18 protein-coding genes are annotated in these 22,310 nt (G+C 64.0%); 11 read left to right on the top strand and 7 right to left on the bottom strand.

Annotation, left to right across the window (positions count from 1 at the left end; translation table 11 throughout):
* The first annotated feature begins 73 nt into the window (after positions 1-73).
* Positions 74-1,417, top strand: coding sequence for a hypothetical protein (locus tag ACOAPY_RS20345; RefSeq protein ID WP_465154518.1), 1,344 nt, complete (start codon positions 74-76; stop codon positions 1,415-1,417).
* A 301-nt stretch (positions 1,418-1,718) separates the two neighbouring features.
* Here the strand turns inward: ACOAPY_RS20345 and aguA are convergent, their stop codons facing one another.
* The 5 genes from aguA to ACOAPY_RS20320 form a co-directional block, all read right to left on the bottom strand.
* The gene (gene aguA, locus ACOAPY_RS20340; protein ID WP_465154517.1) at positions 1,719-2,825 is read right to left on the bottom strand and encodes an agmatine deiminase; all 1,107 of its coding nucleotides are present in this window, start codon (positions 2,823-2,825) and stop codon (positions 1,719-1,721) included.
* A gap of 107 nt (positions 2,826-2,932) precedes the next feature.
* Entirely contained in the window at positions 2,933-3,811 is an 879-nt protein-coding gene (gene aguB / locus ACOAPY_RS20335) for an N-carbamoylputrescine amidase (protein ID WP_465154516.1), read from the bottom strand.
* 241 nt (positions 3,812-4,052) lie between these two features.
* Positions 4,053-4,694, bottom strand: a complete 642-nt coding sequence (locus ACOAPY_RS20330; RefSeq protein ID WP_465154515.1) for a TetR/AcrR family transcriptional regulator — start codon at positions 4,692-4,694, stop codon at positions 4,053-4,055.
* Between the two features lie 142 nt (positions 4,695-4,836).
* Entirely contained in the window at positions 4,837-5,892 is a 1,056-nt protein-coding gene (locus tag ACOAPY_RS20325) for an extracellular solute-binding protein (RefSeq protein WP_465154514.1), read from the bottom strand.
* Positions 5,893-6,015: 123 nt separating this feature from the next.
* Positions 6,016-7,395: a glutamine synthetase family protein gene (locus tag ACOAPY_RS20320; RefSeq protein ID WP_465154513.1), complete on the bottom strand. Its 1,380-nt coding sequence runs from the start codon at positions 7,393-7,395 to the stop codon at positions 6,016-6,018.
* A 276-nt stretch (positions 7,396-7,671) separates the two neighbouring features.
* On the opposite strand from ACOAPY_RS20320, the gene ACOAPY_RS20315 reads away from it, so the two are divergent.
* The 9 genes from ACOAPY_RS20315 (at position 7,672) to ACOAPY_RS20275 (ending at position 17,847) form a co-directional block, all read left to right on the top strand.
* Positions 7,672-8,424 (top strand): gamma-glutamyl-gamma-aminobutyrate hydrolase family protein, encoded by a 753-nt coding sequence (locus ACOAPY_RS20315; RefSeq protein WP_076427236.1) that lies wholly within the window; start codon positions 7,672-7,674, stop codon positions 8,422-8,424.
* Positions 8,425-8,511: 87 nt separating this feature from the next.
* A complete protein-coding gene (locus ACOAPY_RS20310) occupies positions 8,512-9,870 on the top strand; it encodes a glutamine synthetase family protein (RefSeq protein WP_021699096.1) in 1,359 nt (452 codons plus the stop codon).
* 84 nt (positions 9,871-9,954) lie between these two features.
* Positions 9,955-11,328 (top strand): aspartate aminotransferase family protein, encoded by a 1,374-nt coding sequence (locus ACOAPY_RS20305; RefSeq protein WP_465154512.1) that lies wholly within the window; start codon positions 9,955-9,957, stop codon positions 11,326-11,328.
* 119 nt (positions 11,329-11,447) lie between these two features.
* The gene (locus ACOAPY_RS20300) at positions 11,448-12,548 is read left to right on the top strand and encodes a polyamine ABC transporter substrate-binding protein (protein ID WP_203789942.1); all 1,101 of its coding nucleotides are present in this window, start codon (positions 11,448-11,450) and stop codon (positions 12,546-12,548) included.
* Between the two features lie 211 nt (positions 12,549-12,759).
* Complete coding sequence (locus ACOAPY_RS20295; RefSeq protein ID WP_465154511.1) at positions 12,760-13,854, top strand: polyamine ABC transporter substrate-binding protein; 1,095 nt, start codon at positions 12,760-12,762, stop codon at positions 13,852-13,854.
* A 56-nt stretch (positions 13,855-13,910) separates the two neighbouring features.
* Entirely contained in the window at positions 13,911-15,065 is a 1,155-nt protein-coding gene (gene potA, locus ACOAPY_RS20290; protein WP_076427243.1) for a polyamine ABC transporter ATP-binding protein, read from the top strand.
* A 23-nt stretch (positions 15,066-15,088) separates the two neighbouring features.
* Positions 15,089-15,970 (top strand): ABC transporter permease subunit, encoded by an 882-nt coding sequence (locus tag ACOAPY_RS20285; protein WP_179085214.1) that lies wholly within the window; start codon positions 15,089-15,091, stop codon positions 15,968-15,970.
* A complete protein-coding gene (locus tag ACOAPY_RS20280) occupies positions 15,967-16,845 on the top strand; it encodes an ABC transporter permease subunit (RefSeq protein WP_465154510.1) in 879 nt (292 codons plus the stop codon). Before ACOAPY_RS20285 ends, ACOAPY_RS20280 begins: the two co-directional genes overlap by 4 nt.
* A gap of 204 nt (positions 16,846-17,049) precedes the next feature.
* Positions 17,050-17,847: a hypothetical protein gene (locus ACOAPY_RS20275; RefSeq protein ID WP_465154509.1), complete on the top strand. Its 798-nt coding sequence runs from the start codon at positions 17,050-17,052 to the stop codon at positions 17,845-17,847.
* Positions 17,848-17,892: 45 nt separating this feature from the next.
* Here ACOAPY_RS20275 and ACOAPY_RS20270 read toward each other — a convergent pair whose 3' ends face one another.
* Positions 17,893-18,651: a BPL-N domain-containing protein gene (locus tag ACOAPY_RS20270; protein ID WP_465154508.1), complete on the bottom strand. Its 759-nt coding sequence runs from the start codon at positions 18,649-18,651 to the stop codon at positions 17,893-17,895.
* A 136-nt stretch (positions 18,652-18,787) separates the two neighbouring features.
* Positions 18,788-21,166: a penicillin acylase family protein gene (locus tag ACOAPY_RS20265; RefSeq protein WP_465154507.1), complete on the bottom strand. Its 2,379-nt coding sequence runs from the start codon at positions 21,164-21,166 to the stop codon at positions 18,788-18,790.
* Positions 21,167-21,270: 104 nt separating this feature from the next.
* Here ACOAPY_RS20265 and ACOAPY_RS20260 point away from each other — a divergent pair, with 104 nt between their 5' ends.
* A complete protein-coding gene (locus ACOAPY_RS20260) occupies positions 21,271-22,302 on the top strand; it encodes an AraC family transcriptional regulator (RefSeq protein ID WP_465154506.1) in 1,032 nt (343 codons plus the stop codon).
* Positions 22,303-22,310: the final 8 nt, after the last annotated feature.

The following is a 22,310-nucleotide window of genomic DNA, read 5'->3' as shown; positions in this document are numbered from 1 at the left end:
TTTTGAACCGATGGCGAGGGAGTCGACGACAGAGGGGCGTAGTGCTTCTTCCAACGGAACAAGGAACCTCATCATGAATCGCTTCGCCACTACCACTGCTGTTCTGGGCCTGCTCTGCAGCGGGCTGGCACAGGCCTACACCAACCCGGCTGCCCAGGCCACTATCAGCGCCGCTCCCTCGGCCGGGCAGAATCACAGCCTGCAGGTCAAGCTGGACGCCAAAGGCAGCTGGTCCACCGTGCCCAGCACGACGGTCAGGATGCGCTTCGCTTACAGCCACAGTTGGAAGTTTCAGCCGGACCAGAACAAGGCGCTCTGGGCGCGGATCTATGTCGGTGAGGCGAACCTTCACAAGGGCGGCGAGAACTATTACGAGAAGTCGCAGATGTTCGACCTCAACAGCGCCCAGGTCATGGCGCCTAATGGTTCTCTCAACGTCAATCTGCCGTTTTCGCTGTTGGTCGGTGATGGCATCCCCGGCCCCGACGTGGCCACCTATTGTTCCTTCGAGAAGGAAAATCGCCTCAAGCAGGGCAAGACGCTGAACCACATCTTGCGCTATGGCTTTAACGTTTCGCTCAAGACGCCTCTGTCGCTGGTCGGCTTCTACGAAATGGGTGGCGGAGGCTCGCGTCCACCGAGCAGCCACCAGTACGTGGTGAAGACCGATGCCCCGGTGACCATCCAGTGCCTGGGCAACCCGGCCATTGCCGACCAGGTCGATCCGCCCAAGGGGCCGCAGGGCCTGGCTGCCGGCTTCCAGGTCACCGAGGTGCAACTGGAGGCGCAGCCGGCCAAGCTGAAGGGCGTGTGCCCGGCCGAGATCACCCTCAAGGCCACGGTCAAGGGCGTCGGTGGCGGGCCGATCAAGTACTGGCTGGAAGAAATCGGCGGCAAGGGTGCGGCCATGCAGATGAGCAGCAACCTGCCGGGCAAGGTCGGTGAGCCCAGCCTGCGGGTGATCAACCAGAAGGTGGTGCTCAAGCCCGAGGCCGGTCCCGTGCAGCAGGGCATCGGTGGCTTCCAGGCCAACACCCAGGGCCAGGGCACCCTGGTCAAGCGCAGCTACCGCTTCAACGTGCTGGCGCCGAACAAGCAGCAGTCCAGTGTGGTGAATGTGGAAGTGCTGTGCACCAGCACCCTCAATGTGGATGTCGGTGGTCAGGGCAACAAGCTGCAGGTGCAGCCGAACATGCCGGACCCGCATCCGCAGCCGACCCCGGGCAACCTGCGCGCACCGCAACCTCAACCGCCTAAGCCCGAGCTGAAGCTGCAGGCGCCGCAACCGCAACCACCGAAGCCGGAACTGCAACTGCGTGCTCCGCAGCCGCAGCCCGAGCCGCCCAGGCCGAGCCTGCAGATCAAGGCCGCCGAGCCTCAGCCGCCCAAGCCGCAGCTGCAACTCCAGGCTCAGTGAGGTGCAAATAGAAAGCCCGCCGATAGGCGGGCTTTTTCTTGTGCGTGAAACAGCCCGCTGGCGCGGGTCGTAGCCCGGATGCAATCCGGGAGGCTGAGCTCTCTCTCACCCCGGACCTCTTCCGGAGGGAGAAAGCGGCGGCCTTGCCGTGCAGTGGTGCCCGGATGCAATCCGGGACACAGGCCGCTCCGGTCCCGGATTGCATCCGGGCTACAGGGCGGTGTTCGACCACGGCCCGCCACCCGGTGTTTTTTTGTGCCCATGAAAAAGCCCGCCGAAGCGGGCTTTGTCGGCGCAGCAATCAGTGTCCTTGCGGTGCCGGCTGCTGCTGGGTGATGCAGTGGATATTGCCGCCGCCGAGGAGGATCTCGCGGCCGGGCACCATCACCACGCGGTGCTCGGGGAATACGCGCTGGAGGATGGCACGCGCCTCTTCGTCCTTGGCGTCGTCGAAGCTCGGCGCAACGATGCCGCCGTTGACGATCAGGAAGTTGACGTAGGAGCCGGCCAGACGGATCGACGGGTCGCGCTCCTGGGTGCCTTCGGCGGCATCGACGCCGGCGCATTCTTCCTCGCTGGCATGGATCGGGCCGGGGATCGGCATCTTGTGCACCACCAACTGGCGGCCCTTGGCGTCACGGGCGCTTTCCAGCACGCGCATGGCTGCCTGGCAGCGCGGGTAGTTGGGGTCGTTCACGTCATCGGTCCAGGCCAGCAGCACCTCGCCGGGGCGCACGTAGCAGCAGAAGTTGTCGACGTGGCCATCGGTCTCGTCGTTGAACAGGCCGTCCGGCAGCCAGATCACGCTGTCGATGGCCAGGTGGTCGCTGAGGATCTGCTCTATCTGCTCGCGCGACAGGTGCGGGTTGCGGTTGCGGTTGAGCAGGCATTCCTCGGTGGTGATCAGGGTGCCTTCGCCATCGACATGGATGGAGCCACCTTCCAGCACGAAGCCCTCGGTGCGGTAGCGGTCGCAGCGCTCGATCTCGAGAATCTTGCTGGCCACCTGGTCATCGCGGTGCCACGGCCAGTACAGGCCGCCATCGAAGCCGCCCCAGGCGTTGAAGGTCCAGTCCACGCCGCGCACCTCGCCGCTGGCGTTGGTGACGAAGGTCGGGCCGGTGTCGCGTACCCAGGCGTCGTCGGTGCTGATTTCCACCAGGCGGATATTGCTGCCGTCGAGGCGTGCGCGGGCGTTCTCGTATTGCCCGGCGGAGACGCAGATCGTCACTGGCTCGAATTCGGCGATTGCCTTGGCCACGGCGGTGAACGCCGCCTGCGCCGGTTTGCCGCCCAGGCGCCAGTTGTCCGGGCGCTCGGGCCAGACCATCCAGGTTTGGCTGTGCGGTTCCCACTCGGCGGGCATGCGGAAGCCGTCGGCGCGCGGGGTGCTGTTGAGGGTGGTCATGTCGTGTTCCTGTCCTTTACAAGGGTTGTCAGGTGCTACGCAGGCTCGGTTGGCCATTCGGTGTTCGGTATGGCGTCCCCTCTCCCACACGTGGGAGAGGGGAGACATCAGGATTCCAGCGAGCCGTCCAAGGTCTTGAGCGGATCGTACAGGTTCGGCCGGCGGTCGCGGAACACGCCCCAGGCGCTGCGCACCCGCTCTAGGTTGTCTAGATCGAAGCTGTGTACCAACACGCCTTCTTCAGTCTCGTTCAGCTCCGCGACCTTCTGGCCGAATGGGTCGGCGATGAAGGAGGAGCCGTAGAAGGTAATAGCGTAGCCGTCCTGTTCCTCGCGGCCGATGCGGTTGGCGGCGATCAGCGGCATCAGGTTGGCGCCGGCGTGGCCCTGCTGCACGCGCTGCCAGTGGTCGCGCGAGCTGATGCTCGGGTCGTGCGGCTCGCTGCCGATGGCGGTGGGGTAGAACAGCAGCTCGGCACCGAGCAGCGCCATGCTGCGTGCGGCCTCGGGGAACCACTGGTCCCAGCAGATGCCCACGCCAATCTTGGCGTAGCGGGTGTTCCAGACTTTGAAGCCGGTGTCGCCCGGGTTGAAGTAGTACTTCTCGTGGTAGCCGGGGCCGTCCGGGATATGGCTCTTGCGGTACACGCCGAGGTTGCTGCCGTCGGCGTCGATGATGGCGATGCTGTTGAAGCGGGCACGGCCGGCGCGCTCGTAGAAGCTGATCGGTAGTACCACCTGCAGTTCGCGGGCGAGGTTCTGGAAGTGCGCGATGGCCGGGTTCTCGGCGGTTGGGGTGGCCAGCTGCAGGTAGTCCGGGTTGGGTTTCTGGCAGAAGTAGGGTGTTTCGAACAGTTCCTGGATCAGGATGATCTGCGCGCCCTGGGTGGCCGCTTCGCGCACCAACCGCTCGGCCTTGGCGATATTGGCGGCGCTATCCCAGGAGCAGGCCATCTGGGTGGCGGCGACGGTAACGATACGCGACATGGAACACCTCACAGGAGCAGGGCAGGTCATCGGACCCTTGGCGGTGCCGCAGGTGCGGCGAATGTCCGATTTATATCCGATAAATATCGGCTTTGAAAGCTGATTTTTATCGGACCAGGCTTCTGCTGTGTGTTTTTGCTGATAATTATCTGCCGTTTGGTGCCCGGATCTGAAGTGTCCTGGCGTGGCTGGGCCTCGGCGAGGCGGTCTTGCCGAGACGTTGGATGCCGATAGAAATCGGTTAGCTCAGTGGCTGCTCGCGCTTGGGCAGGGCGGCGGGCAGGTACAGGCCCAGATAGGCATCGAACACGCGCATGCCTTCCTCGGCCAGGCGCGGGGTGATTTCGCCGTGCAGCTGTACCGAGCGGGCATAGACCCGATCACCCAGCTCCATGGCCAGGGCGAACACGTCGATATCGGCCGGCAGCTGTGGCAGCGGGAAGTGCCGCTCGAACAGGGCCTGCATCAGGCGGCCCAGCTCCAGATCGTGCTGGCGGTCGGCCTGGATCACTTCGGACAGCCCGTGCTGAGCCAGGATCAGCTGGCGCGCGGCGCTGTCGGCGGCGTAGATCGCCAGCATGCGTTGTTCGATGACGCGCGACAGATCGCGCCAGCTACGCAGTTCGGCATGCTCCACCGGTTGCAGCAGGCAGTCGCGGAAGGCGGCGTGGATATCGGCGGTGAGCGCCTCGAGCAGCGCCGGCACGCTGGCGAAGAAGTGGTAGACCGAGGACGGTGGAATCTCGGCGCGCTCGGCCACCGCATAGATGGTCAGGCCGGCGAAGCCCTGGCTGCTGAGCAGTTCGCGCGCCGCCGCCAGGATCAGCTCGATGCGTGCCTGGCTGCTGGCGCGGGGTTTGCGGGCGGTGGCGGGGCGGGGCATGCTCATCTCCTGTCCGTGCGAGGCGCTATTGGACGCCAGACGGGCAGGGGTGGCAAGCCGTTCGTCGGGAGGGGGTGGGGCTACCGGACGGGTCACGGCTGGTGGCGGGGCACCTGCCGGTCGCTGTGCACCGCCCCGAGGTTCAGCTGCCGTCGCGGAAGCGGGTCCAGGTTTCGTCGCGTGCGCTCTTCAGCTTGTCCGACAGCGGCATCAGGGCGAACAGGCGATTCTTGGCGCTGTCCAGGTTGCGCCCCAACTGCTCGCGCAGCTTGGGTTCGAGGAACTGCTGCGCCCCGAGGTTGGCGCTCGGGTAGAGCGTCTCGCTGCTGATCTGCGCGGCGACCTGCGGCTGCATCAGGTAGTCGATGAACTGGTGGGCCAGGTCGGCACGCCGCGCGCTGGACGGGATCACCAGGTTGTCGATGAACAGCGTGGAGCCTTCTTCCGGTACCACAAACTGCACCGGCTGCCCGGCATCGCTGGCGCCCAGGGCGTCGCCGACCCAGGCCACGGCCACGCACAGCTTGCCTTGGTTGAGGTCGTCGATGTAGCGCTCGCTGTCCACGTAGCGCAGGTTCGGACGCAGGCCCATCAGTGCCTCGCCGGCCTTGCGCAGGCGCCCTGGCGAGCTGTTGGTGAGGCTGCGGCCCTGGTAGCTGAGCAGGTTGTAGAACATCTCGTCCGGGGCATCCAGCACGCTGACGCCGCAGGAGGCCAGCTTGCTGCTCTGCGCCGGGTCGAACAGCAGGCTCCAACTGGAGGGCAGCGGCCCGCCGTAGGCCGCTTCGGCCTGTGGCGTGTTGATCGCCAGGCCCACGGCGCCCCACAGGTAGGGCACGGCATAGCGGTTCTGCGGGTCCACGGCGGCCAGCTTGCTCAGCAGCTGCTTGTCCAGATGCTTGCGGTTGGGCAGGCGGCTCATGTCCAGCGGCTGCACCAGCCCGGCCTTGATCAGCGGCGGCAGGTCGTTCTGAGAGGGCACGGCGATGTCGATGCTCTCGCCGCTGGCGAGGATCTTGTCGAGTTCCTCGGCCGAGGCGTAGGTGTGGTACTCCACGGCGATGCCGGTGGCCTTGGTGAAGTCCGCCAGCACCTGCGGGGCAATGTAGTCGTTCCAGTTGTAGACCCGGATGCTGTCGGCAGCCGCCGCGAGCCCCGGGGCGAGGGTCAGCAGCAGCGGAGCAAGAATGCGAAACATGACGACCTCCTAGGTGATTGTCGGGCAAGGCTTTGCCACACCGCGCACTTGGAGTGACGGTCGGCAAAGCGCAGGCGGCAGATAAAACAACGCCGGCACTGCGGCCGGCGTTGGGGTGTTGCATCAAACGGTATGCAGGTACCAGTTGTATTCGAGATCGGAGATGGTGGTCTCGAACTCCTGCAGTTCGGCTTCCTTGCACGCGACGAAGATGTCGATGTAGTCCGGGCTGATGTACTTGTTCAGCACTTCGCTGTCGTCCAGCTCGCGCAGGGCATCGCGCAGGTTGTTCGGCAGGCTTTGTTCCAGCTGTTCGTAGGAGTTGCCCTCGATCGGATCACCCGGATCGATCTGGTTGGTCAGACCGTGGTGAATGCCGGCGAGAATCGCTGCCATCATCAGGTAGGGGTTGGCATCGGCACCGGCCACGCGGTGTTCGATGCGCACGGCGTCGGCGCTGCCGGTCGGTACGCGCACGGCCACGGTGCGGTTGTCCAGGCCCCAGCTCGGCGCGTTGGGCACGTAGAACTGGGCGCCGAAGCGGCGGTACGAGTTGACGTTGGGGCAGAGGAAGGCCATGGACGCCGGCATGGTCTCCAGGACACCGCCGATCGCGTGGCGCAGTGCGGCGTTCTCCTGGGGATCATCGCTGGTGAAGATGTTCTTGCCGGTGGTCTTGTCGAGCAGCGAGATGTGCACGTGCAGGCCGTTGCCCGCCTGGCCCGGGTAGGGCTTGGCCATGAAGGTGGTGTCCATTTCATGGTCGTAGGCGATGTTCTTGATCAGGCGCTTGAGCAGCAGCGCGTAGTCGCAGGCCTTGATCGCGTCCTCGGTGTGGTGCAGGTTCACCTCGAACTGCGCCGGGGCGCTTTCCTTGACGATGGCGTCGGCCGGGATGCCCTGCTCCTTGGCGGCTTCCAGCATGTCCTGCAGGCAGTCGACGTACTCGTCGAGGTCGTCGATCAGGTACACCTGGGTCGATTGCGGGCGTTTGCCCGACATCGGCGAGCGCGGCGGCTGGGGGCGGCCGTTCACGTTCTCCTGATCGATCAGGTAGAACTCCAGCTCAAAGGCGGCGCAGATCTTCAAGTTCATCTCGTCGAACTTGGCCACGACCTGGCGCAGCACTTCGCGTGGGTCGGCGAAGAACGGCTTGCCGTCCATTTCATGCATGGTCATCAGCAGCTGCGCGGTGGGGCGCTTCTGCCAGGGCTCATTGCACAGGGTATTGGGAATGGGGAAGCAGATGCGGTCGGCGTCGCCGATATCCAGGCCGAGGCCGGTGCTTTCTACAGTAGAGCCGTTGATGTCGAGGGCAAACAGCGAGGCGGGCAGGTTGATGCCCTTTTCGTACACCTTGTGCAGGCTGTTACGTTCGATGCGCTTACCGCGCACCACCCCATTCATATCAGCAATCAGAAGGTCAACGAACTGGACTTCCGGATGTTCCTTAAGGAACGCGTTCGCCTCGTTGAGCTGAACGGCACGCGGGGGTACCGACATGATGCAACACCTTTATTGTTAAAAATTTCAATCATTCGCTTAAGCAGCCCTGAGTCAATATCAAACACCCTAGGCTGTCAATAGCGTCCCATTCTGCCCTGAAACGGTGCTCGATGGCCAGTTTTGGGGCGTTGCGAGGTTTTCGGACCGGCTGGTCAGCCCTGTCGGACCTGCTGCTCAGTCGTGTGTGTTCGATTTTTTACAGCCCTATTGTGTAATAAATTGAACAAGGCTAATCTCGGCCTCACCTGACAACAGCATAAGAACGGGTGTCCCATGTTGCGCCTGCCGATCATCGGCGTCACGGCCTGCACCAAGCAGGTCGGTCTGCATCCCAACCACATAGTCGGCGACAAATACGTGCGCGCCGTGGCGGTGGGGGCCGATGCGCTGCCCCTGGTGATTCCGGCGCTGGGCGAGCTGATCGATCACGACACCCTGCTGGCCAGCGTCGACGGCCTGCTGTTCACCGGTTCGCCGTCGAACGTCGAACCTCATCATTATAGTGGCCCGGCCAGCGCGCCCGGCACACATCACGATACCTGCCGCGACGCCACCACGCTGCCTCTGATTCGCAAGGCCATCGACGCCGGAATCCCGGTGCTGGGTATCTGTCGCGGCTTCCAGGAAATGAACGTGGCCTTCGGCGGCACCCTGCACCAGCGCGTGCAGGAGGTGACTGGCATGATGGACCACCGCGAGCCGGCTGACCAGCCGGTCGAGATCCAATACGCCCCCCGCCACGTCGTTCGCGTGCAACAGGGCGGTGTGCTCGCCGGCATCGGCTTGCCGGACGAGATTCAAGTCAATTCCATTCATGGCCAGGGCGTTCAGCGTCTGGCGCCGGGCCTTCGCGTAGAAGCACTGGCGCCTGACGGGTTGATCGAAGCCTTCTCCGTCGAAGGTGCGCCAAGTTTCGCGCTCGGGGTGCAGTGGCACCCGGAGTGGCAGGTGCGATCGAACCCGAATTATCTCGCCATCTTCCAGGCCTTTGGTGAGGCATGCAGGAAGAAGGCGGGGCAACGCTGAGTAGGTGAGCAACCGGTCGGCGAAACTGGGAGGTTTCGCTAGGCTTTAACCGGTCCGCAGTAGCCGCTCTACAACCCTGAGGTCTCTATGAGTACCAAGCTAGACCAGCTCACCAGCTGGCTGAAAGAACGCAAAATCACCGAAGTTGAATGCTTGATCAGCGATCTTACCGGCATAGCCCGTGGCAAGATTTCGCCGACCAACAAGTTCCTCGACGAGAAGGGCATGCGCCTCCCCGAGAGTGTGCTGCTGCAGACCGTGACCGGCGACTACGTCGAGGACGACATCTATTACGAGCTGCTCGACGAGGCGGACATCGACATGTTCTGCCGTCCCGACGAGAACGCCGTGTTCCTCGTGCCCTGGGCCATCGAGCCCACTGCGATGGTGATCCACGACACCTTCGACAAGCAGGGCAACCCGATCGAGCTGTCGCCGCGCAACGTCCTCAAGAAGATCCTCAAGCTCTATGCCGACAAGGGCTGGAAGCCGATCGTCGCGCCGGAGATGGAGTTCTATCTGACCAAGCGCAACAGCGACCCGGACTTCCCGCTGGTAGCGCCCATGGGCCGCTCCGGTCGCCCGGAAGTCGGTCGCCAGTCCTTTTCCATCGACGCGGCCAACGAATTCGACCCGCTGTTCGAGGACGTCTACGACTGGTGCGAACTGCAGGACCTGGACCTCGATACGCTGATCCACGAAGACGGTCCGGCGCAGATGGAAATCAACTTCCGTCACGGCGACGCGCTGCACCTGGCCGACCAGATCACCGTGTTCAAGCGCACCATGCGCGAGGCCGCGCTCAAGCATGACGTGGCGGCTACCTTCATGGCCAAGCCGATTACCGATCAGCCGGGCAGCGCCATGCACATTCACCAGAGTGTGGTGGATATCAAGACCGGCAAGAACCTGTTCTCCAACGCCGATGGCACCATGAGCGAACTGTTCATGCACCACATCGGCGGCCTGCAGAAGTACATCCCCGAGGTACTGCCGCTGTTCGCGCCGAACGTCAACTCGTTCCGCCGCTTCCTGCCGGATACCTCGGCACCGGTGAACGTCGAGTGGGGCGAGGAGAACCGCACCGTGGGCCTGCGCGTGCCGGAAGCCTCGCCGCAGAACCGCCGCGTGGAAAACCGCCTGGCTGGTGCCGACGCCAACCCCTACCTGGTGCTGGCGGCCTCGCTGCTGTGCGGCTACATCGGCATGGTCGAGGGCCTCAAGCCCAGCGCGCCGGTCAAGGGGCGCGGCTACGAGCGTCGCAACCTGCGCCTGCCGGTGACCATCGAGAGCGCCCTGGAGCGTATGGAAGCCTGCAAGGACGCCGAGAAGTACCTGGGCGAGAAGTTCGTGCGTGGCTACGTCGCGGTCAAGCGCGCCGAGCACGAGAACTTCAAGCGCGTGATCAGCTCCTGGGAGCGTGAGTTCCTGCTGCTGTCGGTGTGATTGGGGCGGGCGCGGCATGCCGCGCCCGTTGCCACGGATTTCATCGGGTCGCCGCCGGCGGCTCGCGTATAGAAAGGTGTTGTTATGACCAATGCAGTGACCAACCCGAAAACCCGCGAGTGGCAGGCCATGAGCCGTGAGCACCACCTCGCGCCGTTCAGCGACTACCAGCAGCTGCACGAAAAGGGCCCGCGCATCATCACCAAGGCCGACGGCGTCCACCTGTGGGACAGCGAAGGCAACAAGATCCTCGACGGCATGGCCGGCCTCTGGTGCGTGGCCGTCGGTTACGGCCGTGAAGAGCTGGTCGAGGCTGCCGCGGCGCAGATGCGCGAACTGCCGTTCTACAACACCTTCTTCCAGACCGCCCACCCGCCGGCGCTGGAACTGGCTAAGGCGATCGCCGAAGTGGCGCCGCAAGGCATGAACCATGTGTTCTTCACCGGCTCCGGCTCGGAAGGCAATGACACCATGCTGCGCATGGTCCGCCACTACTGGGCGTGCAAGGGCCAGCCGAACAAGAAGGTGATCATCAGCCGGCACAACGGCTATCACGGTTCCACCGTGGCCGGCGCCAGCCTGGGCGGCATGAAGTACATGCACGAGCAGGGCGACCTGCCGATCCCAGGCATTGTGCACATCCCGCAGCCGTACTGGTTCGGCGAGGGCGGTGACATGAGCCCCGAGGAATTCGGCGCGTGGGCTGCCGACCAGCTGGAGAAGAAGATCCTCGAAGTGGGCGAGGACAACGTCGCCGCCTTCATCGCCGAGCCGATCCAGGGTGCCGGCGGCGTGATCATCCCGCCGGAAACCTACTGGCCGCGCATCCGCGAGATCCTCGGCAAATACGACATCCTGTTCGTAGCCGACGAAGTGATCTGCGGGTTCGGCCGCACCGGCGAGTGGTTCGGTAGCGATTTCTACGGTAACAAGCCGGACCTGATGACCATCGCCAAGGGGCTGACCTCGGGCTATGTGCCGATGGGCGGCCTGATCGTCAGTGACAAGGTGTTTCAGGTGATCAACGCCGGTGGTGATTTCAACCACGGCTTCACCTACTCCGGGCACCCGGTGGCGGCTGCCGTCGGCCTGGCCAACCTGCGCATTCTCAAGGAAGAAAAGATCCTCGAGAAGGTTCGTGAAGAAACGGCACCATACTTGCAGAAGCGTTTGCGTGAGCTGGCGGATCATCCGCTGGTGGGTGAGGTCCGCGGTGTGGGCATGCTCGGCGCCATCGAACTGGCGAAGAACAAGCAGACCCGCGAGCGTTTCCCGAGCGAGATGGGCGTGGGCATGATCTGCCGCGGCCACTGCTTCGAGAACGGCCTGATCATGCGCGCCGTGGGCGACACCATGATCATTGCCCCGCCCCTGGTGATCAGCAAAGACGAAATCGACGAACTGGTGGAAAAGGCGCGCAAGTGCCTCGATCTGACCGCTCGCGCAGTGCTGGTTTAAGGCTTGAGCCCCGGGCTCGACCTTGCCAGACTGCACGAGCGTTGGCCAGGCTCACCGGAGGGTGCGTCGCTGAGGCGACGCAGCCCCGGATACTTCAAATGACAATGGAGCTAACCCGCATGATCAAGACCTTCGGTAAAACACTGCTCGCCATGACCCTGGCGGGCACCGTGGCCGGCATGGCGCAGGCTGAAGACAAGGTATTGCACGTCTACAACTGGTCGGACTACATCGCCCCGGATACCGTCGAGAAGTTCACCAAGGAAACCGGCATCAAGGTCGTCTACGACGTCTTCGACTCCAACGAGACCCTGGAAGCCAAGCTCCTGGCTGGCAAGTCCGGCTACGACATCGTCGTACCGTCCAACAACTTCCTGGCCAAGCAGATCAAGGCCGGTGTCTACCAGCCGCTGGACAAGTCCAAGCTGCCGAACTGGAAGAACCTCGATGCCAACCTGATGAAGACCGTCGAGGTCTCCGACCCGGGTAACCAGTACTCGTTCCCCTACCTGTGGGGCTCCATCGGCATCGGCTACAACCCGGAGAAGGTCAAGGCCGTGCTGGGCGAGAACGCCCCGGTGGATTCCTGGGACCTGCTGTTCAAGCCGGAAAACATCGAGAAGCTGAAGTCCTGCGGCGTATCCTTCCTCGACTCGCCGACCGAGATTCTGCCGATCGCCCTGCAGTACCTGGGCCACAGCCCGGTCAGCCAGGACGCCAAGGAACTCAAGGCCGCCGAGGAGCTGTTCCTCAAGATTCGTCCGTCGGTGACCTACTTCCACAGCTCCAAGTACATCTCCGACCTGGCCAACGGCAACCTCTGCGTCGCTGTCGGCTACTCGGGTGACATCTATCAGGCCAAGTCCCGCGCCGAAGAAGCCAAGGGCGGCGTGACCGTTGCCTACAACATTCCCAAGGAAGGCGCCGGCACCTTCTTCGACATGATCGCCATGCCGAAGGACGCCGCCAACCCGGAAGCCGCCTACGCCTTCATGAACTTCCTGATGAAGCCGGAAGTCATGGCGGAAATCGTCAACTACGTGCAGTTCCCGAGTGGTAACTCGGCTGCCACGCCGCTGATCGACGAGGCCATCCGCAACGACCCGGGCATCTACCCGAGCCAGGAGACCATGGCCAAGCTCTATGCCTTCCCGGATCTGCCGGCGAAAGTGCAGCGCAACATGACTCGCAGCTGGACCACCATCAAGTCCGGCAAGTAACAGCAAGCGACACCCTCCGGCGGGTGCTCCCGCCGGAGCCCCGCAGGAGGTTCCATGACCCACTTCGACTACCGTTACACACGAGCCCCACACAGCTCCGTGCGCGGGCGGCTGGGCGACGGGCATGGACGTCAGGGATAGGACAGAACGAGTTTCCAACAGTCCGGGTCGCCGCGCGGCCTGCAAGATCAACAAGAAAGAGGACCGACGTGTGCGAATTTCCTTCCGCAAAACCCTGACTGCGGCTGCTGTGGCTCTGGGGCTGACCAGTGTCGCTCAGGCTGCGCCCAGTGTGCATATCTACAACTGGACCGACTACATCGGCGAGACCACCCTGGACGATTTCCAGAAGGCCACCGGCATCAAGCCGGTCTACGATGTGTTCGATTCCAACGAAACCCTGGAAGGCAAGCTGCTCGCCGGTCATACCGGCTATGACGTAGTGGTCCCCTCCAACCATTTCCTCGGCAAGCAGATCAAGGCCGGCGCCTTCCAGAAGCTGGACAAGTCCCTGCTGCCCAACTGGCAGAACATCGACCCGGCGCTGCTCAAGCAGCTCGACGTGAACGACCCGGGCAACGAGTATTCCGTCCCCTACCTGTGGGGCACCAACGGCATCGGCTACAACGTCGAGAAGGTCAAGGCCGCGCTGGGCGTCGACAGCATCGACTCCTGGGCCGTGCTGTTCGAGCCGGAGAACCTGCAGAAGCTCGCCAGCTGCGGTGTTGCCTTCATGGACTCGCCGGACGAGATGTTCCCCGCCGTGCTCAACTACCTGGGCCTCGACCCGCGCAGCACCAACCCGGACGACTATAAGAAGGCCGAGGAGAAGCTGCTGGCGGTGCGTCCCCACGTGACCTACTTCCACAGCTCGAAGTACGTCTCGGACCTGGCCAACGGCGACATCTGCGTGGCCTTCGGCTACTCCGGTGACGTGTTCCAGGCCGCCGCACGTGCCGAGGAGGCTGGCAAAGGCATCCAGATCGCCTACAGCATTCCCAAGGAAGGCGCCAACCTGTGGTTCGACATGCTGGCCATCCCGGCTGACTCGAAGAACATCAAGGAGGCTCACGCCTTCATCAATTACCTGCTCGACCCGGCAGTCATCGCCAAGGTCAGCGACTACGTCGGCTATGCCAACCCCAACCTCAAGGCGGGCGAGCTGATGGACCAGGAAGTGCGCAATGATCCTTCGGTCTATCCATCCCAGGCCGTATTGGACAAACTGTACGTTTCGACCGAGTTGCCGCCGAAGATTCAGCGCCTGATGACCCGCAGCTGGACCAAGGTCAAGTCGGGTAAATGAGTTCACTGCCCGGCCTTGCCGGCCGGGCACGATTTATCTTTCCGGGAGTTTTGGAAATGGCCGTTGCCTCCAGCGCCTACAAGAAAGCCCTTGAGGGCAACCAGCAACCCAAAGAGGTGCTGGTCAAGATCGACCGCGTGACCAAGAAGTTCGACGAGACCGTAGCGGTCGATGACGTCTCGCTGACCATCAACAAGGGCGAGATCTTCGCCCTGCTCGGTGGCTCCGGCTCGGGCAAGTCGACCCTGCTGCGCATGCTCGCCGGCTTCGAGCGCCCCACCTCCGGGCGCATCCTGCTCGACGGCGTGGACATCACCGACATGCCGCCCTACGAGCGGCCGATCAACATGATGTTCCAGTCCTACGCGCTGTTCCCGCACATGACCGTGGCGCAGAACATCGCCTTCGGCCTCAAGCAGGACAAGCTGCCGCAGGCCGAGATCGATGAGCGCGTGGCCGAAATGCTCAAGCTGGTGCACATGACCCAGTACGCCAAGCGCAAGCCGCACCAGCTCTCCGGTGGCCAGCGCCAGCGCGTGGCCCTGGCCCGTTCCCTGGCCAAGCGTCCGAAACTGCTGCTGCTCGACGAGCCCATGGGTGCTCTGGACAAGAAGCTGCGTTCGCAGATGCAGCTTGAGCTTGTCGAGATCATCGAACGCGTCGGTGTGACCTGCGTGATGGTGACCCACGACCAGGAAGAGGCCATGACCATGGCCCAGCGTATCGCCATCATGCACCTCGGCTGGATCGCCCAGACCGGCAGCCCGATCGATATCTACGAGACCCCGGCCAGCCGCCTGGTGTGCGAGTTCATCGGCAGTGTCAACCTGTTCGACGGGCAGATCACCACCGACGAGGCCGACCACGCCATCATCAGCTGCCCGCAGCTGGACAAACCGATCTACATCGGCCACGGCGTCAGTACCCGTGCGGAGAACAAGTCGGTCAGCTACGCCCTGCGTCCGGAGAAGCTGCTGATGGCCACACAGCTGCCGGCCGATCACGAGCACCCGAACTACAACTGGTGCAATGGCACCGTGCATGACATCGCTTACCTCGGCGGCCACTCGGTGTACTACGTGAAGCTCAGCTCCGGGCAGATCGTGCAGTGCTTCATCGCCAACGCCGAGCGCCGCGGCAAGCGTCCGACCTGGGACGATGCGGTGGTGGTGTACTGGGAAGACGACAGCGGCGTGGTACTGCAATCATGAAGATCGGCAAACTGAAGCGCTACCTGCCCACCGGGCGGCATGCCGTGATCGGTGTGCCTTTCTTCTGGCTGTTCCTGTTCTTCCTGCTGCCGTTCTTCATTGTTCTGAAGATCAGCTTTGCCGAGGCCGACGTGGCCATTCCGCCCTACACGGAAATCTACAGCTGGGCCGACAACCAGCTGTCGATCCTGCTCAATCTGGGCAACTACGTCATGCTTCTCGAGGACGATCTGTACCTCTCGGCCTATCTCGGCTCGCTGAAGATGGCCTTCATCAGCACCCTGCTGTGCCTGCTGATCGGCTATCCGATGGCCTACTCCATCGCTCGCGCCAGCAAGGAAGCGCAGACCGTGCTGCTGCTGCTGATCATGATGCCGACCTGGACCGCGATCCTGATCCGCGTCTACGCCTGGATGGGTATCCTCAGCAACAACGGCTTGCTCAACGGCTTCCTGCAGAGCATCGGACTGATCGACCAGCCGCTGCAGATCCTCAACACCAACCTGGCGGTCTATATCGGCATCGTCTACTCGTACCTGCCGTTCATGATCCTGCCGCTCTACGCCAACCTGGTGAAGCACGACATGAGCCTGCTGGAGGCTGCCTCCGATCTGGGTTCGAGCAACTTCAACAACTTCTGGAAGATCACCGTGCCGCTGTCGAAGAACGGCATCATCGCCGGCTCCATGCTGGTATTCATCCCGGCGGTGGGCGAGTTCGTAATTCCCGAACTGCTCGGCGGCCCGGAGACCCTGATGATCGGCAAGGTGCTGTGGCAGGAGTTCTTCAACAACCGCGACTGGCCGGTGGCGTCCGCGCTGGCGGTGATCATGCTGATCATCCTGATGGGCCCGATCATCTGGTTCAACCGCAACCAGGCTAAGGAAATGGAGGGTCGCGCATGAAAAAGCTGAGCTTCTCCAATGTCATGCTCTGGGTGGGCCTGGCCTTTATCTACCTGCCCATGCTGATCATGGTGATCTACTCCTTCAACGCCTCCAAGCTGGTGACTGTGTGGGGTGGCTGGTCGATCAAGTGGTACGCCGGCCTGCTCGACAACAGCCAGCTGATGGGCTCGGTGGGGCGCTCCCTGGAAATCGCCCTGTACACCGCCGTGGCTGCCGTGGCGCTGGGTACCCTGGCTGCCTTCGTGCTCACCCGGGTCACCCGCTTCAAGGGGCGTACCCTGTTCGGCGGCCTGGTCACCGCACCGCTGGTGATGCCGGAAGTCATCACCGGTCTGTCCCTGCTGCTGCTGTTCGTGGCCATGGCCCAGCTGATCGGCTGGCCGCAGGAGCGTGGCCTGGTGACCATCTGGATCGCCCACACCACCTTCTGCTCGGCCTATGTGGCGGTGGTGGTGTCGGCACGTCTGCGCGAGCTCGACCTGTCCATCGAGGAAGCGGCCATGGATCTGGGCGCCAAGCCGTGGAAGGTGTTCTTCCTGATCACCATCCCGATGATCGCGCCATCGCTGGCCGCCGGCGGCATGATGTCCTTCGCCCTGTCGCTCGACGACCTGGTGCTGGCCAGCTTCGTCTCCGGTCCGGGCTCGACCACGTTGCCGATGGAAGTGTTCTCCGCCGTGCGCCTGGGCGTGAAGCCGGAGATCAACGCGATCGCCAGCCTGATTCTGCTGACCGTATCGCTGTTCACCTTCCTCGCCTGGTATTTCACTCGCCGTGCCGAGGAGCGTCGCAAGCGCGCGATCCAGCAGGCCATGGAAGCCATGGCGCAGGAATCTTCCAGCTCCAACTGGAAGCCGGCCCAGGCCGCCTGAGTCGGTTGCTGCACCCTGAAAAGGCCGCCTTCGGGCGGCCTTTTTCATGGCTGCAACATAGGGACGATGTGCCGGAGCGATTCAAGTTGATGGCTGTCCGACACATAAAACTGCGCCCTTTGATTATGCTTTGAGTGACGCAGGAGGCTCAGGCGCTCGGCATCTGCAACCGCCCTTCAAAATGACTGGAAGCTTAGAGATACGATGAAATTCCTTCTATTTTGCGTGTTTGCCGCTGTGGTTTTGACCGCGCAACCGGCATTGGCGAACTATCCGTGCCCGGGCGGCCCTGGGCCGGGTGAACAGCAGATCGGCGTTGGCGGTGGCACCCATGGCGTCGCCGCTGTTCCGCTGTGTGTGGCCACTGGCGGCGGGGCTGCCAGCACCGGCGGTGGCTATGCCGGCTACCGCTGCGACGGCTGCAATATCTTTGCTGATCCCGCCCCGCCCAGTTACGACGCCATGAGCATCGCCATCAACGAGCAGGCGGCCAGAAACGCCGAACTCCAGAAGCAGATGCAGGAAGCCGAAGCCAAACTGCAGAAGCTGGAGGCGGACCCGGAGTACCAGCGCTACCTGCAGGGGGAATGGAAAATCTTTCAGGGCAGGAAGGATTCGGCCCCCGGAGACAATTGCGTGGCCATGTGGAGCAAGGCAGGCGGCGCAGTCAGTATTGTCGGCCCCGGCAAGGCCTATCAGGGCGGGATGCTGATCTTCTGGAGCGCGGATATTCCCAGGCCGGCAGAGACGCAAACCGTCGCGGTGACGCTCAAGCAGTCGAAGTATCAGCCGCAGTCGGTCAACGCGTTGAATTTCTCGGTGCCGAATATTCCGGCCGGTGCGATCGGCCTGACCGTGCCCAACATCGACGCGGCGCTCAACACCATGCTGGATGTCGAGCATTTCATCGTCGAGATGGGCGGACGTGCGGTGGCAGATATCGATTGGACCGATGGCCTGGCCGCGCGTGCCCAGCTGAATCAATGCGTCAGTAACCGCTAGCCGACTGGAGCCTGAAACCGGCGATCAGCGTGATCGCTGGCCTGGTTATGAGCCTGTCGGAGGCGGCAGTGGCTGATCCGCCAGCAGATCCCTCAGCAGCTGCAGCGCCAGGTCGATGTTGTCGTCCATCTGTTCCCCCCGCAGCGCCTCGGTTCGCCAGGCGTCAGGCGCTTCCGGATGGGGGCCGGAAACTGCCACCTTGCCCTTGCCGTAGCTGCTCATCAGTGCCGCCGGTTGCTGATCGGCAAAGTAGGCCAGCCCGACGACGCGCTCCGGACTGGCCTTCAGGGTGAAGGTCGGGCCTGCCTGGTAGTACATCTGACGCACCTCACCGAGCCAGGTGACTGGGTGTATCTTCGCTTCGAAGTCCTCCTCGTAGCTGTCGGACTCGGCCGGAACAAGGGCCAACCCGTCGACGAAGCGGTCCTCTTCGTGCCACCCCAGGGAGGCGATGTAAGCGCCGCCGCAGATACCCAGGTAGCGCCCGCCCTGACGCAGATAGGTGCTCAGCGTGCCGCGCAGCGCTGGCGTGAACTGCTGTAGAAGGGGTTCCACGTCATCATTGGTACCGCCAATGATCAGTACCCTGGCCTCGCTCAGCTGGCTGGGCAGATCCTCCAGGTCGGCGATGTAGCGGATCGGCAGTTCCAGTTGCCGAGCCACGTCGCTGATTGCCCTGGTACTGGCTTCATCCGCTGTCGGGCCGTTATAGATCAGCGCATAGGGCTCTCCCGCTTGCACAGGCCCCCCGACCATCAGTGTGAGCAGCAAGAGCGAGCCGAGCCGGGCCGCGATCCTTGTCATGGTGTTCCCCTTCCGTCCGTTGAATGAGCCTGGCGACTGCATGCCAGTCCTTCCTCGGCACTGGATGCAGTCACCCAGATGCCGAAGCGGATTCTCCGTACGGCAGCATGACAATGGCAACCCATGCGGGCTGCATTCAGTGCGTTGGCCTTAATTCCAGAGTGCCCTGGGTGTGAGCCTGGACATCCTGTTCGGCGAAACGCATCGGCAGGTACTGCCCGGCCACATAGGCCTCGGCCTGGTCCGCGTAATGCCCGTCGAACGGCACGCCGCTCTGCCCTGTCGGATTGATGCCCAGCGCCTGGTCGGCGGCGGCCAGATCGACCAGGCGGCGGGTCGAGGGGCCGTAGACCACTGACCACGGCGCCGGGCCGACCCGATGCGACAGGTTGTTCGGCACTTCATGGCCGCCGGGCACGGCGAAAGGCCCGACGTTGAACAGCAAGTGCAGCGGCTTCTGTGTGCCCAGCGGGTGTTCGTGGGTCAGCCTATGGCCTTTGCCCCAGGCCCACTGGCGGCTGTCCGTACCGAAGCGCTGGCGCAAATGGGCGAGGCTGGCCTGCCAGGCGGCCTTGACCGTATCGGCGCGGCTCTCCACGGCTTCGCTTTCGCGCCTGTCCCACCAGGGCGAGGCAGCATCGGCGGTCAGGCGGGGCAGGGCGGTGTCGAGCACGCGGGTCTGCAGCAGGCTGTCGAAGAAGGCATCGCCCAGTTCGTCATGCATGGCCTGCCTGGCCAGCTCGTAGGTGAGCTGGTTGAACAGGGTGGCGGCGGTGGACTCCAGCGGGTGGCCGCCGTCCCAGGCCGCCAGCTGCTCGACCAGGCCGCGTTCCTCATCACTGGCTGCCGCCGCGCGCAGGTCGGCGAGGATCGGTGCCAGCAAGCGCGGGCCGTAGCCGGTACCGTCGTCCAGCTGCAGCGCCTGGCTGTTGTGGGTATCCCACTTCACGTCCGCCTCGGCCAAACGCTGGTTCAGGCGCACGCCCCGGTCGGCCAGGTTGTAGTAACCGGGAATGGCCGCGCCGGTGGGCGAGTCGGGCTGGTAGTTGGCGGAGACGATGTAGCCGCGCGGCGGGTTCTCCTCCTGCGGGTTGGCGGCGAACGGCAGGAAGCCGGGCTTGTCCGCCTCGCCGTTGCTGCCATCGAGGATGAAGCTCGGGTTCACCCCGGCCGGGCGCTGCGGCAGCTTGCCGGCGGCCCACCAGCCGATGTCGCCGCTGGCGTTGGCGTAGATCACGTTGAGGCCTGGGGCGTGGATTTGCGCGACAGCGGTGCGGGCCTTGGCCAGGCTGTCGGCACGGTTGAGCTGGTAGAAAGCGTCGAGGATCGGGTTCTCGGTCTCGAGGAAGGCCCACCACATGGCGATGGGGGTCTGGCCGGGATTGGCCAGGGCATCGTTGACGATCGGGCCGTGCGGCGAGCGGCGCAGGGTGATGGTGACGTCCTCGCCGCCCTTGACCCTGATGATCTCCTCGCGGCTCTGCAGCTCGACCCATTGGCCGTTGACCGACACCTGGTTGGGATTGTCCGGATTGACCTGCTCGGCGATCAGATCGAGATCGTCGTTCTGGAACATGGTCAGGCTCCAGGCGAACTGGCGGTTGTGGCCGAGCGAGGCGTAGGGGTTGAGCGCCTGGTGGTGACCGTACAGCTCGAAGCCGGGGTAGCTCAGGTGCGCCTCGTACCACACGGCCGGCGCGGCGAAACGAATATGCGGATCACCGGCCAGCAGTGGCTTGCCGCTGGCGGTACGGCTGCCGGCCACCGCCCAGGCATTGCTGCCCTCGAACTGCGGCAGGCCGGCGTCCTCCAGTGCCTGCAGACTGAGGCGGGCCAGGCTGTCGAGGGCTCGCCAGTCGTCGCGGCCAAGGCGCTGAGCGACGGCGCCGCCAGGGTGCCAGTCGAGGTCGAAGACCTTCAGGTAGTCCGCGCCGAGCTGATCGCGTACCTGGGTCAGTACCGGCTCGGTGCGGAAGGCGGCGGCGAAGCTGTAGGCCATGTAGCCGGCCACGGACACCGTGTCCTCAAGGGTGAAGGGGCGTTTCTCGATGCCCAGCAGGTCGAATTCCACTGGTGCCGGGCGGCTGGCCTGGAACTGGTTGATGCCATCCAGGTAGGCCTGCAGCGCCTTGACCGAGGGGCTGTTGCGGTCGAGGGTCTGCACGTAGCGGTCGGCATGCTGGCGGATGCCCAGGCTGCGGAACAGGCGGTCGGTATCGACCAGCTTGGGCCCCAGCACCTCGGCCAGTTCGCCGCGCGCTAGGCGGCGCAGCAGTTCCATCTGGAACAGGCGGTCCTGGGCATGGACGAAGCCCAGCGCGCGGTACAGGTCGGCCTCGTTCTGGGCCTGGATATGCGGCACACCGCGCTCGTCATAGCGCACCTGCACTGGCGCCTGCAGGCCGGTCAGCGGCAGCGCGCCGTCGCGCACCGGCAGTTTGTCGTCGATATACCAGGCACTGCCGGCGGCGGCCGTGGCAACCACCACGGCGAGGATGGTCAGACTGCGTTTCATGACGCCTCCTTGTTGTTGTGCGGCCATTCTGCGCAGCGTTTTGTTCGGCGGCATTGACCATTGATGCGTTCGCTGGAATTCTCCGGTCAAACAAGGAGCGCCCCATGTCCTCATTGGCCGGAACCGCGCCGCTGACCCACTCCGCTACCCTGCGGCGTCTGCTGTACGAGGCCCTGGGGGAGCTTGGCCATGATCCGGCGAGCATCTATCGGCGCGCCAACCAGCACCGCCGCCTGGTGCCGCCACCGACCGAGGGCCGTCTCAGCCATGACGAGGCGCCCCTGTTCTGGCAGGCCGCCGACGCCCTGTGTGGCGACCCCGACATCGGCCTGCACCTGGGTGAGGTGATGAAGCCGCGCCTGCTCGACGTGGTCGGCTACCTGCTGCTGGCCAGCCGCGACCTGCAGCAGGCGCTGGACAGCTTCCTGCGCTTCCAGCACATCCTCGCCGGCGGCTTCGTCGCCCAGCTGCGTCTCGATGGCGAGCGCGCCTGCCTGGTGCTGGACCTCAACTATCGTGGCTTTGCCCCGCTGCGCCAGCAGATGGAGTGCCTGGCGCTGCTGTTCATCAAGCTGCTGCGCCTGGTCACCGACGACGAGTTTCGTATCACGGGCCTCGACTTTCGCCATGCCCGGCCGGCACGGGTCGGCGAGCACCGCCGCTTGTTCGGCCTGCTGCCGAACTTCTCCGCCGCCCACGATGCCTTGTGGTTTCCCGCTGCGTTGCTCAGGCGGCCGTCGCGCAACGCTAATCCCGGACTGCATCGGCTGCTCTGGCAGCATGCGCAGGCGCAGCTGGCCGAGCTGGTGGAGAACGATCTGCTCAATCGTCTGAGCTACCTGCTCGGTGTGCGTCTGGGGCAGGCGGACTGTTCGCTGCGGGCCTGTGCCGACGAGCTGGGCATGACGGCGACGGCGCTGCAGCGCGGCCTGGCGACCCAGGGCAGCCATTTCACTCAGGTGCGCGAGGCAATCCAGCAGGCCCGTGCCCATGAGCTGCTGCAGGGTGGCCTGGCGATCCGCGAGGTGGCGCGTGCCTGCGGCTTCGCCGAGCTGTCGCCGTTCTACCGTGCATTCAGGCGCTGGCATGGCATTGCCCCGGATGCCTATCGGGCCAGGCTGTTGCTGGAGTCCTGAAACGACGC

This window comes from Pseudomonas stagnisoli (genome assembly GCF_048595745.1).
GTDB lineage: Bacteria > Pseudomonadota > Gammaproteobacteria > Pseudomonadales > Pseudomonadaceae > Aquipseudomonas > Aquipseudomonas alcaligenes_A.
This window is presented reverse-complemented; position numbering and strand designations above follow the sequence as displayed.

Excerpts from the sequence above, each read along its gene's own strand:
- ACOAPY_RS20345 (WP_465154518.1), top strand. The coding sequence starts at position 74 with ATGAATCGCTTCGCCACTACCACTGCTGTTCTGGGCCTGCTCTGCAGC.
- ACOAPY_RS20270 (WP_465154508.1), bottom strand. The coding sequence starts at position 18,651 with ATGACAAGGATCGCGGCCCGGCTCGGCTCGCTCTTGCTGCTCACACTG.
- ACOAPY_RS20275 (WP_465154509.1), top strand. The coding sequence starts at position 17,050 with ATGAAATTCCTTCTATTTTGCGTGTTTGCCGCTGTGGTTTTGACCGCG.
- potA (WP_076427243.1), top strand. The coding sequence starts at position 13,911 with ATGGCCGTTGCCTCCAGCGCCTACAAGAAAGCCCTTGAGGGCAACCAG.
- ACOAPY_RS20320 (WP_465154513.1), bottom strand. The coding sequence starts at position 7,395 with ATGTCGGTACCCCCGCGTGCCGTTCAGCTCAACGAGGCGAACGCGTTC.
- ACOAPY_RS20280 (WP_465154510.1), top strand. The coding sequence starts at position 15,967 with ATGAAAAAGCTGAGCTTCTCCAATGTCATGCTCTGGGTGGGCCTGGCC.
- aguA (WP_465154517.1), bottom strand. The coding sequence starts at position 2,825 with ATGACCACCCTCAACAGCACCCCGCGCGCCGACGGCTTCCGCATGCCC.
- ACOAPY_RS20310 (WP_021699096.1), top strand. The coding sequence starts at position 8,512 with ATGAGTACCAAGCTAGACCAGCTCACCAGCTGGCTGAAAGAACGCAAA.
- ACOAPY_RS20265 (WP_465154507.1), bottom strand. The coding sequence starts at position 21,166 with ATGAAACGCAGTCTGACCATCCTCGCCGTGGTGGTTGCCACGGCCGCC.
- aguB (WP_465154516.1), bottom strand. The coding sequence starts at position 3,811 with ATGTCGCGTATCGTTACCGTCGCCGCCACCCAGATGGCCTGCTCCTGG.
- ACOAPY_RS20305 (WP_465154512.1), top strand. The coding sequence starts at position 9,955 with ATGACCAATGCAGTGACCAACCCGAAAACCCGCGAGTGGCAGGCCATG.
- ACOAPY_RS20325 (WP_465154514.1), bottom strand. The coding sequence starts at position 5,892 with ATGTTTCGCATTCTTGCTCCGCTGCTGCTGACCCTCGCCCCGGGGCTC.
- ACOAPY_RS20300 (WP_203789942.1), top strand. The coding sequence starts at position 11,448 with ATGATCAAGACCTTCGGTAAAACACTGCTCGCCATGACCCTGGCGGGC.
- ACOAPY_RS20315 (WP_076427236.1), top strand. The coding sequence starts at position 7,672 with ATGTTGCGCCTGCCGATCATCGGCGTCACGGCCTGCACCAAGCAGGTC.
- ACOAPY_RS20260 (WP_465154506.1), top strand. The coding sequence starts at position 21,271 with ATGTCCTCATTGGCCGGAACCGCGCCGCTGACCCACTCCGCTACCCTG.
- ACOAPY_RS20330 (WP_465154515.1), bottom strand. The coding sequence starts at position 4,694 with ATGCCCCGCCCCGCCACCGCCCGCAAACCCCGCGCCAGCAGCCAGGCA.